Below are 15,562 nucleotides of genomic sequence, written 5' to 3'. Positions count from 1 at the left end.
ATGAAGAAAAGTGAGATGCGCAGCCACCGCCTTTTGCTTGCGGCACTGATTCTGTTGTATGTCGTGGTCTATACCCTGACAGGCGTGGCGCTTAGCCTGTTGGATGCGCCGGGACGGGGATAGGGAGCGAGCGGTATAAACAGCGTGATCGGGCTGGTTATGCCGTGACTTAAATAGAAAATTAACTTTTCGTAAAGCGGTTCAGACATTAATGGTCAGCGTTAGAATTTTCGGGTACATCCGGATGTTTTAATTATCGCTATATAAATTGATTAAGGTGGTTAATTTAGATTGCGTCATAATGCATCTTGCTAATAAATTTTTTAAAAGAGCATTGGTGTAGTTAATCTATATGGATTGGGCAAGATTTAAATATTATAAATTAAAATGTGATCTATTAAGATAGCCTCTTCGCTGTGGTAGCAGCGCATGGAATTTACAGGGGCTGAACTGATGAAAAATAAAAATAGTGCTACACCTCATGATGCTACTTTTAGACAGTTTCTTACGCATCCGGATGTTGCCAGAGATTTTATGCAGATCCACCTTCCGGAGAAATTGCTTAAAATCTGCGATCTCACCACACTGAAGCTTGAGTCCGGATCATTTGTTGAAGACGATTTGCGTCAATACTTCAGTGACGTTTTGTACAGTCTCAGAACCTCAACCGGTGACGGATATATTCATGTTCTGATTGAACACCAATCCACCCCTGACAGGCATATGGCATTCCGCCTGATACGTTATGCGGTAGCCGCTATGCAGCGCCACCTTGAAGCTGGCCATAAAAAGCTGCCTTTAGTCATACCTGTACTGTTCTATACCGGTAAGCGCACTCCCTATCCGTGGTCGACCCGCTGGTTCGACGAATTTGATGATCCGGTAGTGGCGGAAAGCCTTTATAGAGGCGCCTTCCCGCTAGTGGACATTACGGTCATCCCGGATGATGAGATCATGACTCATCGCAGTATGGCCGCCCTGACGCTTTTGCAGAAACATATTCATCAACGCGACATTGCAAGCCTGACTGACCATCTGGTCACGCTACTCATGGCCGATTATCTTTCTTCACCCCAGGTGATGACGCTGATACACTATTTACTGCAGGCTGGTGAGTCAGCTGACTACGAAGCTTTCGTTCGCGAACTGGCACAGCGGGTGCCACAACACGGAGACGCACTGATGACCATCGCACAGCAGCTTGAACAAAAAGGGATCGAAAAAGGTCGCGCAGAAGGTATCGAGCTTGGTGAACGGCGTGGTATTGAGAAAGGTCGTACTGAAGGACAGCGTGAAGCTACCCTGAAAATTGCGCGCACTATGCTACAAAACGGCCTTGATCGTAAAACTGTCATAGAAATGACCGGCCTGACGTCAGACGATCTGGCGCAAATACGACACTAATATAAACAAGAGTGAACCCGGTCATGACCGGGTTATCGTTTTGAATACCGCACCAGATAAATCATCATAATTATCAGAAAGGTGTAACCTGCATACGTCCTGAACTACAAGCCATTATTTGTCTGGCTGACGCTGCAGGAAATTCCAGGTTGCGCCCAACATGCCGGAGTCGTTGCCGTAGGTCGCGGTATCAATGCGGATATCAAGATCATATTTTGCCAGTTGCTCTGCCAGTTCCTCGAGGAACGGTTCCCGCTCGGTAATTCCACCACCGATAAATATCATCTGCGGATCGAACACGCTGAAGAGGTTATATAAGCAGGCTGCAAGATCCTGGTAGAATTTATTCACCACCTGCTGCGCGGCTTCTTCTTTGCGATCGTATGCGTCAAAGACATCTTTACCCGTGACGTCGTCGGAAGATTTTTCGATGAGCTGGCTGTAATTCTCCCGAAGCGCCGTCATGGTACAACTCTGGCTCATGGTATGGCGTTCAATATTGCTGCTGGTGGGGCGCGAAGTCAGCAGACAGCCAAACTCGCCCGCGCGGTTACGACCGCCCCGGATCAGCGCGCCGTTGCAGAAGGCCGCTCCGCCTAATCCTGTGCCGATAGTTAACATCAGAAAATCACTGAGTTTTTTTGCTTTGCCCAGCCACTGTTCAGCCAGTAAGGCGCAGTGGGCGTCATTTTCGACCGTGGCAGGCAGTGAGGTTTTTTCCGTCAGCCACTGGCTCAGATGAAACTGGTCGAAGTCCCGAATGGTGCCACCCATGGCGATATATCCAGCTTCTGCATCAATATAACCGGGCGTGCTGACGGCGATGCCAGCACAGCCGGGATTTTTCTCCAGCCAGGCCAGGATCTCATCAAGTATTTTGTCGCGTGAATTATGGGAAATATCAGCACTCTCACTGGTCAGAATATTTCCCTGCTCATCAATCACGCCCATTTTTAAAGAGGTACCACCAATATCGAAAGCTGCAATCTTCATTAACGTTCTCTGAGGTTGTTTTCATCCGATTAATTGTAGTGCTGAAAGAAAAAGGGCAGGAGGGCTGGCGGAGGCAATTTTGTCAGGAAAGGTACAGATTTATAAAGCGAGTGTTGTACAGAGGGTGTTTTGATAAACCCCGGCACACAGGGAACAGCTGTGCATGATTTTTCAGGACGTCCGATGTATTACCCGCGCTGAGAGGGTGTCTGGCAGCGCGGGCTTAATCGTCACTCTGAAGTCATTGCCACTTACGCAACAGGAGACTGGCGTTGACGCCGCCAAAACCAAAACCGTTCGACATGGCATAAGTCAGCGCCGTGGGACGTGCATTGAGCGCCACCAGGTCCAGATTGCCTGCGGCTTCATCGGGATGATGGAGGTTCAGCGTCGGCGGAATAAGCTGCTGCCGCAGCGCCATCAGGGTGAATATCGCCTCAACGCCGCCTGCCGCACCCAGCAGATGGCCGGTGGCGGATTTCGTTGAGGCGATCGCGACCTGCGAATCATCGCCAAACACTGCACGAATAGCCGCCAGCTCACCGTGATCGCCAACCTGAGTTGAGGTTGCGTGTGCGTTGATATGCTGCACGTCTTCCGGGCTAATGCCCGCCTGACGCAGGGCGGTTCTCATCGCCCGTGCAGCCCCGCTGCCATCCTCCGGACCCGCGGTTAAATGGTATGCATCGGCGCTGGTGCCATAGCCGACAATCTCCGCCAGCGGTGTCGCGCCGCGTGCTTCGGCATGGGCCAGTGACTCAATCACCAGCAGGCCTGCACCTTCGGCCATCACAAAGCCGTTTCTGTCACGATCAAACGGACGTGAGGCATGGTGCGGCTGATCTTCATAGCCCACACATAGCGCACGTGCAGCCGCGAAACAGCCCAGCGTGACGCGATCAAGCGCCGCTTCTGTGCCCCCACAAATAGCAATGTCCGCTTCACCGCTTCTGATCAACCTGGCTGCATCACCAATTGCCTGAACTCCCGCCGCACAGGCGGTAACGGGCGCACCCAGCGGGCCGGTGAAGCCGTGTTTGATCGAGACATGACCCGCGGCCATGTTGGCCAGAAACGAAGGTGCTGTAAAGGGTGAGAGCCTGCGCGGGCCGCGTGCATCGGTGGTGCGCACCGCGTCGGCAATGGCACCAAAGCCGCCGACGCCTGAAGCAATAATCGTCGCGGTACGTTCACGCGTCGCCTCATCTTCAGGATGCCAGGCTGCCTGATTCAGCGCTTCTTCTGCTGCCAGCAGCGCGAATTCTATAAAGCGCGACATCTTTTTACGCTCTTTCGGCGCAATGAACGCTTCGGGGTCGTAACCTGCCAGCGGATCTTCATCGATGCCCGGCACGCTGCCACCTACTGAAATACCGGTGCCAGCAGTAAGCGTATCGGGAAGGGTACGTATACCTGATTCTCCAGCCGTTAATCGCCGCCAGACGGTTTCAACGCCACAACCCAGTGGCGAAACGATGCCCGCGCCGGTAATGACAATGCGTTGTGATGAGGCTAAGTGACTCATTGGATTACTCCCGTAGAGAGTCCGGACAGTGATTGAAATGCTGCCGCAGACAATGGATACACGCCTTGAGCGCGGAAGGTGAGACCCTGCGTAGAATGGTGCGATGGACGAACGCAGGGATGGAATAGAGCAGAGAGAGATAAGCTTAGCAGCATCAGAATCCTGAGCGATAACCAGACAGAGTGCTATCGTTGCTCTTGTGACTAAATAAGTCAATAGTCACATCATGCGCATTGTTCAGGGCGCAAGGCTACGTAACACCAGCGCTGCCAGTTGTGCAGAGGCTTCTTCAGCGTCATCAAGGCTGTACTGCAGCAGTACCGGACTGGCGTAGGGTTTGATCACCCGATAGATTGCCTCCGCCGCTTCGTCAGCCGGGGTTTTACGCTCAAACTCACCTGCTTCACGCCCCCTGCGCAGGATCTGCTGAATCAGGCTGAGCAGTCGTTCTTCATGCGCCATCGCCGACGGCCAGCGGTCACGCGACGCGACGGCAGCAATATCATAGAGTTTACGTTCGTGAAAAAAGAGTTCAGTGCCGGTGACGGAAAGCGTGCGGAACAGTCGCCGCAGTTGTTCCGATGCTCCAGGCGCATCGGCGATAGCGACTTCGACGTGCTGCATAATCATCGCAAGCCGGGTGGAGCAAATCACTTCGCCAATCGCCTGTTTTGATTCAAAAAATTTGTAGATATACGCTTTGGAAAAGCCGATAGCACGGGCGAGATCGGAGACGGTGGTTTTTTCGTAACCATAATGCGCGAAGTGCTGCATGGCAGCATCGACAATCTGGTCACGCACATTGTGCCCGGCCGGGCCGCGTGTGCCATTTTCCGTTACGGATTGAGTCATTGTCAGAACCTGGCAGATCAAAGGTGGGTGAAAAAATTCAGTGACCACTGTTAAGGGTGGTCACATTTTAGGCCCTGTTGCGATCAAAAGCCATATTTTGAACGGGCTGAATGTATGCTGGTGTTGCTGAGTGCCACCAGCCGGTTATTGGCGCAGCGTATCTATAGAGATATTCCACTGATTGAGCTTGTTATAGAGCGCCGTGCGAGAAATGCCCAGCAGCTTAGCGGACTGCCGCAGATTACCCCCCTGCGCGCGAAGGGTCTGCAGGATGCAGGCTCGTTCATTATCCTGCAACAGGCTGCTGGCCGCTGGTCTGTTTTCGGCTGCGCGCGTCACCATCGCTGGCGGCAAATCGGCAAGGTCGATGATGCTGCTCTGGCAAAGATTAACGATCCGCTCGACCAGATTTTCCAGCTCGCGCACGTTGCCGGGCCAGTGCCATGCCTGCAGGGCGTTCATTGCTTCAATGCTCACCTGCGGAGGCGTTTTATTCAGCCGCTGACACAGGGCGTGAATGAAGGTATTCACCAGATCAGGAATGTCGCTCTGGCGTTCACGCAGGGCAGGGATGGTCAGGGAGATAACATTGAGGCGATAGAACAGGTCACGGCGGAAAGCACCCTGTTCCACTGCACTGAGCAGATCGCAATGGGTTGCCGCCACGATGCGGACATCCACTTTCAGCGGATGCGCCGCTCCGATGCGCAGCACCTCACTCTCCTGCAGCACGCGTAGCAGGCTGGTCTGTGCCTCCAGTGGCATTTCGCCAATCTCATCCAGAAACAGCGTGCCACCGTCGGCCAGCTCAAATTTACCTGCCGAACCGCCGCGCCGTGAGCCGGTGAACGCGCCATCGACGTAGCCGAATAGCTCACTCTGCACCAGGTCACGCGGCAGTGCGCCGCAGTTAACCGCGACAAAGGACTCATGCGCCCGGCTGCTGGCATTGTGGATCGCCTGAGCAAACAGCTCTTTACCGGTTCCGCTTTCACCGGTCAGCAGAACGGTACTGTCACTGCGACTGCTGGCGCGGGCATCCTGAAGAGCCTTCTGCAGCGTGGGTGCCTGACCACGAATCATCTCAAAGGTATAGCTGGCGCTGACGCCGAGCACACGACGGGTAATGGCACGGATGCGCTGATTTTCCCGCAGCGACAGGATGCGACCGCCGTCCGGTGCCGGCATCAGCGAGACCAGGCATGAAACACTGGGTCTGCCATCGGGGCGGAACACCATCTCGCGGTCATTACAGCAGGGCAGTGTGAGCAATGAACCGGACTGGGGCTGCAGCACCTGATCGATCAGGGCGTTGTCGGTATCAATACCGGCAAAGATCTGACGAGCGTAGCGGTTCAGGGTTTTGATGCGCCCGTCGCGGTTGCAGACCACAACGCCCTCATTCAGGGTCTCCAGTATCGACTGCTGCTCGGCCAGCAGACGGCGTAAGGTGAGTTGCTGGCCAATTGCCTCTGCGGCAGCCTGCACGGTGCCCAGCGTATGGGCACTGAAATTGTCAGGCGTGGCGGTCAGCGTCAGTACGCCGGTCATACGACCGCTGGCATCACGGATAGGAGCTGCGGCGCACTGCCGGTTACGTTCACGCAGCGCGATTTTCCAGTTTTCTCCGCTGAGTACATAGACCAGCCGCTGCTCGCGCAGGCAGCGCGCGGTGCAGTTGGTGCCGAGCACCTCCTCACGCAGGATGCTGCCGACCGGAGTCAGGTCGCTGCCGCAAAAACTCAGTACAATGCCTTGCGCATCTGTAAGATTGATATGACCGTCGGGATTGTAAGCCAGCAGGTTCTCCATCACGCTATGCGCCACAGTAATCAGCTCACTGTTATGACGCAGAACGGCGGCCAGCTCCGTTGGATCGGAGGCACTGTACTCAAAAGATACCGGATCGATGCCATGTTCGCGCGAGCGGTTCCATGACTGCAAAATACTGCGGCGGATCCAGCGCGGCTGTTCACCCTGGCTAAATGCCTGCCAGCCCCGGGCAAACCGAGCTTCCCACTGTGCCGCATCACCGCCTTCCGGCAGGCTGAATATGGCATCGCTCTCTTCTTTATTAGGCAGCAAATCATGCAGAGATTGCATTTCACTCTCCCGTGGTCGATGGAATGTCCATTTTAATGACATGTTAAGTTGACATGTAAATTTTATTTTCAATCAGGACGCGCCATCTGCGAGCGCGTTCACATAAAAGCCCGCTTTAAAACTGGCATCCACTTTGCAACGCTGACACTAACTCTCACCTGTCAAAAACAATGGGAAAGTTAAGGTGTTATGCGTAAACATAATCTGAAGTTGTTGCTGTTCATCTGTTCCATCGCCTCATTGAGCGGGGTGATCCTCGGTTATGACGCCTCAGTGATTTCCGGCGTTATTGAGCCATTGACGGAACACCTTGCACTAACGCCGTGGCAAAGTGGATGGGCTGTTTCAAATGTCATCCTCGGCTGTATCATCGGCGCTGGCTGTGTCGGCGCGATCTCAGATCGGATCGGGCGTAAACCTACACTGGTGATCACCGCGCTGTTGTTTTCCGTGTCTGCGGTGGGTTCTGCGCTGGCAGATTCCCTAACCGGTTTTGTGATTTACCGACTGGTGGGTGGCCTGGCGGTCGGGATGGCGTCGGCAATTACGCCGCTCTATATCGCAGAGGTCTCACCTAAGGACTGGCGAGGGCGCATGCTTGGGCTGCAGCAGATGCTGATGGTTGGCGGTCAGGTCACGGTCTATGTGGTGAACTACCTGATTGCACGCGGTATGCCCCATGCCTGGATAGTCAGTGAAGGCTGGCGCTGGATGCTGGCGTCGGGTGTGGTGCCTTGCCTGCTGTTTCTGGCACTGGTGCCCTTTATGCCGGAATCACCACGCTGGCTGGCGTTAAACGGCAAGCGTGAACGCGCGCTGGCAGTGCTGACCCGGCTTTCGACGCCTGAACATGCGCGGCGTCTGCTGACAGAAATCAGTGCGCCGGACGCGGATTCTGTTACCCGTCAGCAGGGAACCCGTCTGCTCCGCGACGCCAGAATGCGTTACATCCTGTTGATCGGCTGCGCGATTGCAATTCTTCAGCAGGTTTCGGGCATCAACATCCTGCTGTATTACGCACCGTCGCTGCTGCAGAACATCTCACCGGATACACAGACCTCCCTCTATCACAGCATTTTCCTCGGACTGGCGCTGCTGGTCGGAGTAGCGTTTTGTCTGAACGCAGTGGATCGCTGGGGACGGACGCGTCTGCTGCGCTGGGGAGCGCTGGGTTGCGCTGTCAGCCTGGTGATTACCGCCTGGGCCTTTATAGCGCAGATCGGTGGCCTGCTGCCGGTTGTGGGCCTGGTGGCGTTCGTACTGATTTTTGGTATGTCATGGAGTCTGGGTGCCTGGCTACTGATCTCTGAAATATTTCCCAACCGGATTCGTGCCGTCGCGATGGGCTACGCCTTTTCTTCGATGTATCTCGCCAATTTCATCGTTACTCAGACTTTCCCGATGATGAACCGTAGCCGTTTGCTGATGGATCACTTCCATGGTGCTTTTCCACTGATGCTCTGCGCCGCTGGCTGCCTGGTGGCCTTCTGGTTTGTAAAACGTTTTCTGCCTGAAACCCGAGGCATCTCACTGGAGCACATCGAGCCGCTGATGCTTTCAAAATCCCGTCGTTTTGCCGCCAAAGCGCAGGCGACATCCGGACACCCTATTCAGCCTGACTGGGCTGACAACAAAAAACAGGAGCAGTTATGAACCTTAAAACAGTACGAGTGGGATTGATCGGTGCTGGCCGCATGGGCAGTTTTCATGCAGAGAATCTGGCGCTGCGGGTGCCTGGGGCACGGCTGACAGCGGTCGCCGACCTGCAACCCGGCGCAGCGCAGAAACTGGCAGACCGGCTGGGGGTGGAGAAAGCCTATACCGATATCCAGGCGTTACTCAATGACAGCGAAATCGATGCCGTTGCTATTGCTACGCCGGCTCGCACTCACGCCGAACTGGTGATCGCTGCAACCCGGGCTGGCAAGCACGTGTTCTGCGAAAAACCGATGGCGGTAACGCTGGATGAGGCAGATCGGGCTATTGCCTCCGCACAGGATGCGGGCGTTGTGTTGCAGGTCGGCTTCAATCGTCGATTCAGTGCAGGCTTCGCCGCAGCTATTGAAGCTGTCAGAGCAGGCACCAATGGCACCACCCAGCTAAGCCGTTCGGTGACACGCGACCCTGGCCTGCGCGATCCGGCCCCGATCCCGCAGTGGACCATCTTCCTTGAAACCTTAATCCATGACTTCGACACCCTGCTGCACTTCAATCCGGGTTCCCGGCCGGTTGAGGTCTATGCGCTGGCTGATGCGCTGGTGCGTCCCGATTTTAAAGATAAGGGATTACTTGATACCGCGGTGGTGACCATCCGCTTTGATAACGGTGCCATTGCCACTGCGGAAGCCAACTTCCAGGCAGTTTACGGTTATGACGTTCGCGGTGAGGTCTTTGGCAGTAAAGGTATGCTGCAGGCGGGCAACATCAATCAGGACAACTGTGTGCGCTATCACGCCGAGGGTATTGCCATCGCAACGTCTCGAATGGATACCGATCTGCTGCGTGAGGCCTATGTTGCTGAAATGGCAGAATTCGCCCGCGCGATTCTGCACGGTGACACGACGCGCGCTACTGGCACTGATGCGCGTAACGCGCTGGAAATTGCGCTGGCCTGTATTGAATCGGTGCAGCAACGCAAACCCATTCTGTTGGGAGAACGCTAATGGCCGGTTATCAGCTTTCAGTCTGTGCGGAGATGGTGTTTCTCGAACTGCCTTTTATCGCGCGTGTTGAGCGGATTCATGCGCTGGGATTTGGCGTGGAGATCTGGAACTGGGCCAACAAAGATATCGACGCGTTGGTGGCGACAGGTGCGCGTTTTACCTCCATGACCGGCTACCTCAACGGTAACCTGACTGATGATGATGAGATTGCAGAGTTGCTGCATAGCGCAGAAACCTCACTGGCGATTGCAGATCGTCTGAACTGCCCGAGCCTGAATCTGCATGGCACCGGGCTGGATGCTCACGGCCAGGCGGTTCGTCCGGTTGAGGTGGTTACCGGTGAGATGTGGCTTAAAGCGGCCGACACCCTGCGGCGTGTCGCTGCGCTCGGCGAGCAGGCCGGGCGGGTATTTACTCTCGAAAACCTGAATCTGGCAGTTGATCATCCGGGTATACCGTTCGCACGGGCTGCCGATACGCTGGCGCTGGTCGAAGCGGTCAACAGCCCGGCACTGAAGATGAATCTGGACCTCTATCACGCCCAGATTGGAGAGGGCAACCTGATAGAGCTGATACGACGCTGCGGCCCCGCTATCGGTGAAATCCAGGTGGCTGATGTGCCGGGGCGCATGCAGCCTGGCACCGGGGAAATTAACTATCGCGCCATTGCCCGTGCGCTGGAGCAGGTCGGCTATTGCGGCGTCGTTGCGCTGGAGGGCTGGGCCGAAGGCGACAGCGAAACAGCCCTGGCACAGTTCCGCGATCACTTTACGTTGTGAGCTCTGCCGCCGGGTATTTGCCTGTTGCCCGGCGGTTCTATCAATAATAAACCCTACAGGATTACGCGATGAAAACCAAAATGTTAGCACTGCTGCTCAGCCTGATGATCAGCGTTACCGCCTGGGCTAAAACACCTAAAATCGGTGTCGCACTGGCTAATTTCGATCTTAACTTCGTATCGATTCTGCGGACGCAGATGGTGGGTGAGATAAAAGCGCTGAAAATGGATGGGCAGTTCGTCGATGCCAAAGGGGATGTAGCTCTTCAGGTACAGCAGGTTGAAGATTTTATCAATCAGGGCGTGGATGCCATTATTCTCAACCCGGTCGATACACAGGGCGTACTGCCGATGGTGAAAGCGGCAGAAGCGGCGGGCATTCCGCTGGTGTTTGTTAACCGTAAACCGGAAGTGAAATTACCGTCCAGTATGGCCTATGTCGGTTCTGACTCTGCCCTGGGGGGTGAGATGCAGATGGAAGCGCTGGCAAAACAGATGAACTATCGGGGCAATGTCGCCATTTTAATGGGCGCATTATCAAATGAAGAAGCGCGGGAACGGACGCGTGCTGTTGAAGCGGTGATCGCTAAATATAAGCAAATGGCGGTAATCGAAAAACAGACTGCACGCTGGCAGCGTAATGAAGCGGTAGACGTAGTTTCGGGCTGGCTGCTTAATCAGCGACCAATCGATGCAATCGCCGCCAATAATGATGAAATGGCTATCGGGGCGATTATGGCGCTGAATCAGGCGAAAAACAGCCACATTCTGGTTGCCGGGATCGATGGCACGCCAGATGGCCAGCAGTTCGTCAAAAATGGAAAGATGACGCTGACTATCTTCCAGGATGCGAAAGGGCAGGCGACAGGCGCTGTGAAAGTCGTGAAAGCGTTACTGGACAAACAGAAAGTCGAATCACTGAACTGGATCCCCTATAAAACCATTACTCAAAGTAATTATGCGGAGTTTGCTGCCGCTAATCAGCCATAAAAATCGCCGCTAACCTTATGATTCTTTGTCGTTTCTTAAATAATTAACCAGCTGCCGGGCAGGGACGCACTCTGCCCGGCCCGTTCTGCTGGCTAATCTGTAAAAATTTCCTTAATCGCCTGATTAACGCGTCTGTAGTGCTTCTTCATATAAGCTGAATTATACTGTCGATAAATGAGCGGAAATTCAGTGATTTCTTAATGATTTACATAATCGATGATCAGGTTTCTTACAATTCTGATGACTGCACGCTTAGCCACATTCCTACTCAGGAATCGCTGAGCCTCAGTATTTCTTCAGGTCGGCTTTTTGAGCAGTTACTGAATTCCGGGGGAGAAATACTGGCGCGTGATACGTTGCTGACCGAGGTCTGGGATAAATATGGCCTGCGTGGATCGAATAGTAATCTGAATCAATATCTGAGTATTGTGCGCAGGGCACTCGCGGCTTATGGCTGTGAAAATCTGATTATCACCATCCCGAAAATTGGTATACGCCTGAATACCGATATTAAAATTGAACGTCAATCAGCCCCGGTCATGGGGGTGACGGAAGTTTTAACTGATGACATATCGGAAGGAAGTATAACTGAAGGGTCTGCTGAAAACGTTGTCCTGCCTGCCACTCCGCCCGGTAATCAGCTGCCAGCTACGTCCGTTAACGTCACCCGGCGATATTGGTTTGCTTCTGTTGCTCTGATATTGCTGGGCATGGTGCTCTGGTATTTCACGGTATCGCGTCCTGACGAGCAAATTATTCCAATGAGTGCCATTAAACTTGAAGGTGGCTGCGAAGCAGTATTATTGCAGGGTCTGGATGAGGTTGAACGACAGGCATTGGGTAAGCAAATAGTACAAATTCTAAGGGAAAATAATCAAACCTGCGATGCGGGTCACCGGATTATTTTTGATAAAAACACCTCTTTTACTACTAAGAATTTCGGAAGAACAATTCTTTCATCGTGTAAAATTAATAGCGATGGTCATATCATCTCATGCGACAATTTTTATTATCTTGACTGGAGAATGGGATGAAGCGGAGCATTGGTATTAATATTATCTTCATGCTGGCTGCGCTATTAATGGTGACTTTTGCAGGGGTTTATTACTTAACACATCAGGCCAAAGATTTTCCTTTTCGCTGCTCAGCATTTAGCCGTTACGATCTCAGTCGTAATGACGATAAACGAATTGAGTTCGCTGTTGCCCAGGATTTACGTTTTGATCAAAAGGATTCAGGCTATCTGTTGCTGAATGGGCAGGCAACGAGCAATGACGGTGTTACTATTCTTAACAGAAGGGTTGCATTAATCAATGGCGCTAAAATTTCCGATGATACTTACCGGTATCAGATCAGCAAAGTTGTCACTTCGAATACTGATACTACCCCTGATGTCATCTTTAATAAGTTGTTAGCAGAGATCACGCTGGATCCAACGCATCTGCAGTTGGATGTCGATAAGATTGATAAAAATACCTATATTATCGGTGGGCCGATCTCCTATCTCTTTACCTGCCAGCGTTACTAAGCTCTGTAAACGGCTAATTTAGCGGTGTTCAGAATGCATGAAACCGGGAAGGGTTTATCCTGCCCGGTTTTTCTTTTAACGTTATGTCGTCAGGCTTTGCTGAGGAAAAGTATCAGGGCCAGCTCTGGAAACTCTTCAGGATATTATTAAACAGCTGAATTTCTTCATCGGTCAGGGGGGCAGCCTTTGACAAAGAGAAAATTAATACATCCTCCAGGTTTAAGGTGAAAATCGCCTGCTTTTGATAAAGCCGGATATTATCCGGGCGCAGAAAATCATAAGTAATCATGATGCCTGTGCTCAGATTATCGCCCAACACCACGGGTTGATTTGCCTGCTGCTGCCAGTCTTTCATTTGTCTCTGCAGAATAGCAAGCTGACTGCTGATATATTCTTCTGGATTGTTGTGATTGGCCAGTTTATCACGAGAAATAGTGACGGGTGGCATCGCTGAACGGGGATCCGCCAGCGTGTTCAGGGTTCGCTCGCAGTAGCCTTCCGGTAAAGTAATCATACCTTCGCTAAACCGGCAAATATTTTTATCCATGTGTAATCTCCATTTCTTTAGTTTTTTCTGTCTGGCCAAATAACTGCTCTGCGGTAACTTCACTGAGCGTACCGTTATTTAACAGGACGATTTTATCTGCACTTCTTATGGTTTCCGGGCGATGTGCAATCATGATTCGGGTGATTTTCATTTGCTTTATTGCATTGTTGATCTGTGCTTCGTTATAGATATCCAGATGACTGGTTGCTTCGTCCAGTACCAGTATTTTTGGTTCGCGGTAGAGGGCGCGAGCTAGCAGAATACGCTGCAGCTGCCCGCCAGAGAGAAACGATCCCATATCACCGACAAGGCTTTGATAGTTCATCGGCATTTTCATGATATCGCCGTGAATTTGCGCCAGGCGTGCTACACGGGTAATTTTTGCGTGGTCAGGATTATTATCAAAGAAGCTAATATTTTCACTGATCGAGCCTGAGAACAGGATGTCATCCTGCATAACACAGCCGATACGGTTACGATGGTGTTCAAGTCCTGTCTGGGTAATGTCCATTCCGCCCACGGTGATTGTTCCACCTTCCGGGTGCAGCAGACCCAGAATGATTTTGGCCATGGTGGTCTTTCCCTGACCTGAAGGGCCGACAATCGCAACGCTTTCGCCAGCCTTAATTTCCAGACTGGCACCATTTACTACCCAGGGTTCGGTAGGTGCATAGCGGAAGCGGATATCCGTTAGTTTGATATCCTGCGGCGTTTCTGTCTCATCATGCGTATCTTTACTCACCAGTACCGGACTGGCTTCTGAGCTGACTTCAGTTTCTGACAACACGATATCGGCCAGTCGTTCACCATGCATACGCAGCATTCTGAAGTCGATTACGGCGTTGATCAGACCTGCACCGCGGCTCATAAACTGATCGGAGAAGCTAATAAAGGCGGTAAGCATACCTGCAGAGAAGTTGCCATCCAGTACTTGCAGCGCAGCCAGCCAGACCAGTACTACCCTGCCTACAGAAGTGAGCAATCCCTGGGCGGAACCAAACAAAATGTTAAGCTTCTGAATCACAATGCCTTTGTTGGTCGTATCCACCAGGAAATTCATATAGGCGGAGAGACGAGGCACCTGCTTGTTATTGGTTTTTACTGCCTGGATACCGCGAAGCGTTTCCAGTAATGAAGATTGCGTGCGGGCTGAACTGATGATTTGCTCTTCGTTAGCGCGGCGAACAGGATCATAAGCCATGAAGCGTAACAGTGCATAGGCGACAAAAAGGCCAATTACCAGCCAGGCAAGCTTAGCGTTATAGATAAACAGCATCACTACTGTCACGATCGACATTACCCCATCCAGCACAGTACTAATGAAGCGGCTGGTCAGCGTACTTTGGATGGTGTTCAGCGAGCCATAGCGGGACAGAATGTCACCAACGTGACGGGATTCGAACCATTCAAGTGGCAGCTTTAACATATGGTGACAGACATTGACCGTCCACTGCACGCTGAGCTGGCTTGAGAACCAGCTCATCACCCATGAGCGCAGCGCTGTAATCATGGTCTGAAACAACGCAATCATGATAAAGCCGATCCCGAGCAAGGAGAGTAGCGAGTAATCTGCGGAGACCAGCACCATATCCATCACCCACTGCATAAAGAAGGGGGAGAGTACGCCGAAAAGTTCCAGAGCGATGGACAGGATAAGCACCTGAGCAAAGGCAGATTTCACCCCTGTCACACTGCCCACCAGCTTCATCATCGAGATGCTTTCTTTTTCTTTTTTGACCTCAAAAGTGGAGGAGGGAACCAGCTCCAGTGCAACGCCGGTGAACGCCGGTGATGCTTCTTTAAATGTCAGTTCCCGAATGCCGCGTGCAGGATCGTGAAGCGTGATCTTATTGCCGCGCACTTTTTTTAGCACAACGAAATGGTTCAATTCCCAGTGCAGAATGCAGGGCATGCGTAATTTAGACAGCTCTTCCATATCAACGCGTAACGCACGGGAACTCATATTGAGTTGTTGTGCCATGGCAATGACATCACTAAGTGTTGCACCCTTAAGCGACGTTGCGAACCTGCGACGCAGGGTGATCATGTCGATTTCATGACCGTGGTAATTGGCAATCATCCCCAGACAAGCAAGACCACATTCCGTCGCCTGTGACTGACGAATCATCGGCAGGCGGTTAAACCATTTAAAATTGAGTTTCTCTAATAACAACACAGA

14 protein-coding genes are annotated in these 15,562 nt (G+C 52.5%); 8 read left to right on the top strand and 6 right to left on the bottom strand.

What is annotated here, in order from left to right:
• Complete coding sequence (locus ACO6VX_RS13335; RefSeq protein WP_254920079.1) at positions 1-123, top strand: hypothetical protein; 123 nt, start codon at positions 1-3, stop codon at positions 121-123.
• Positions 124-453: 330 nt separating this feature from the next.
• The gene (locus tag ACO6VX_RS13330) at positions 454-1,404 is read left to right on the top strand and encodes an Rpn family recombination-promoting nuclease/putative transposase (protein ID WP_029519683.1); all 951 of its coding nucleotides are present in this window, start codon (positions 454-456) and stop codon (positions 1,402-1,404) included.
• Positions 1,405-1,518: 114 nt separating this feature from the next.
• On the opposite strand, the gene ACO6VX_RS13325 is transcribed toward ACO6VX_RS13330, so the two are convergent.
• From ACO6VX_RS13325 to ACO6VX_RS13310, 4 genes are all read right to left on the bottom strand, one after another.
• On the bottom strand, positions 1,519-2,397 hold the full coding sequence (locus ACO6VX_RS13325; protein WP_010256830.1) for an ROK family protein: 879 nt from the start codon (positions 2,395-2,397) through the stop codon (positions 1,519-1,521).
• A gap of 241 nt (positions 2,398-2,638) precedes the next feature.
• Positions 2,639-3,922, bottom strand: coding sequence for a beta-ketoacyl-ACP synthase II (gene fabF / locus ACO6VX_RS13320; RefSeq protein WP_033759862.1), 1,284 nt, complete (start codon positions 3,920-3,922; stop codon positions 2,639-2,641).
• A 237-nt stretch (positions 3,923-4,159) separates the two neighbouring features.
• Positions 4,160-4,774: a TetR/AcrR family transcriptional regulator gene (locus tag ACO6VX_RS13315; RefSeq protein WP_010671991.1), complete on the bottom strand. Its 615-nt coding sequence runs from the start codon at positions 4,772-4,774 to the stop codon at positions 4,160-4,162.
• A gap of 144 nt (positions 4,775-4,918) precedes the next feature.
• Complete coding sequence (locus ACO6VX_RS13310; RefSeq protein ID WP_422431684.1) at positions 4,919-6,877, bottom strand: sigma-54-dependent Fis family transcriptional regulator; 1,959 nt, start codon at positions 6,875-6,877, stop codon at positions 4,919-4,921.
• Positions 6,878-7,066: 189 nt separating this feature from the next.
• Between ACO6VX_RS13310 and ACO6VX_RS13305 the strand changes: the two genes are divergently transcribed.
• The 6 genes from ACO6VX_RS13305 (at position 7,067) to ACO6VX_RS13280 (ending at position 12,836) form a co-directional block, all read left to right on the top strand.
• A complete protein-coding gene (locus ACO6VX_RS13305) occupies positions 7,067-8,530 on the top strand; it encodes a sugar porter family MFS transporter (protein ID WP_422431682.1) in 1,464 nt (487 codons plus the stop codon).
• On the top strand, positions 8,527-9,540 hold the full coding sequence (locus ACO6VX_RS13300; RefSeq protein WP_422431680.1) for a Gfo/Idh/MocA family oxidoreductase: 1,014 nt from the start codon (positions 8,527-8,529) through the stop codon (positions 9,538-9,540). The genes ACO6VX_RS13305 and ACO6VX_RS13300 overlap by 4 nt, the downstream gene beginning before the upstream one ends.
• Positions 9,540-10,319, top strand: coding sequence for a TIM barrel protein (locus ACO6VX_RS13295; protein WP_422431678.1), 780 nt, complete (start codon positions 9,540-9,542; stop codon positions 10,317-10,319). The genes ACO6VX_RS13300 and ACO6VX_RS13295 overlap by 1 nt, the downstream gene beginning before the upstream one ends.
• Positions 10,320-10,387: 68 nt before the next feature.
• Entirely contained in the window at positions 10,388-11,308 is a 921-nt protein-coding gene (locus ACO6VX_RS13290; RefSeq protein ID WP_033759854.1) for a substrate-binding domain-containing protein, read from the top strand.
• Positions 11,309-11,508: 200 nt separating this feature from the next.
• A complete protein-coding gene (locus ACO6VX_RS13285) occupies positions 11,509-12,342 on the top strand; it encodes a winged helix-turn-helix domain-containing protein (RefSeq protein WP_022624197.1) in 834 nt (277 codons plus the stop codon).
• A complete protein-coding gene (locus ACO6VX_RS13280; protein WP_182505133.1) occupies positions 12,339-12,836 on the top strand; it encodes a FidL-like protein in 498 nt (165 codons plus the stop codon). Before ACO6VX_RS13285 ends, ACO6VX_RS13280 begins: the two co-directional genes overlap by 4 nt.
• Positions 12,837-12,948: 112 nt before the next feature.
• On the opposite strand, the gene ACO6VX_RS13275 is transcribed toward ACO6VX_RS13280, so the two are convergent.
• Together ACO6VX_RS13275 and ACO6VX_RS13270 are read right to left on the bottom strand one after the other, a co-directional pair.
• Positions 12,949-13,383 (bottom strand): DcrB-related protein, encoded by a 435-nt coding sequence (locus tag ACO6VX_RS13275; protein WP_010256796.1) that lies wholly within the window; start codon positions 13,381-13,383, stop codon positions 12,949-12,951.
• Positions 13,376-15,559 carry a peptidase domain-containing ABC transporter gene (locus ACO6VX_RS13270; RefSeq protein WP_033786428.1) on the bottom strand — a complete coding sequence of 728 codons (2,184 nt, stop codon included), beginning with the start codon at positions 15,557-15,559 and terminating at the stop codon, positions 13,376-13,378. Before ACO6VX_RS13270 ends, ACO6VX_RS13275 begins: the two co-directional genes overlap by 8 nt.
• Positions 15,560-15,562: the final 3 nt, after the last annotated feature.

It is taken from the genome of Pantoea sp. BJFS-204 (assembly GCF_049310725.1).
Taxonomy (GTDB): Bacteria; Pseudomonadota; Gammaproteobacteria; order Enterobacterales; family Enterobacteriaceae; genus Pantoea; species Pantoea agglomerans.
The sequence above is the reverse complement of the archived record's forward strand: the minus strand, read 5'-3'. Positions and strand labels throughout refer to the sequence as shown.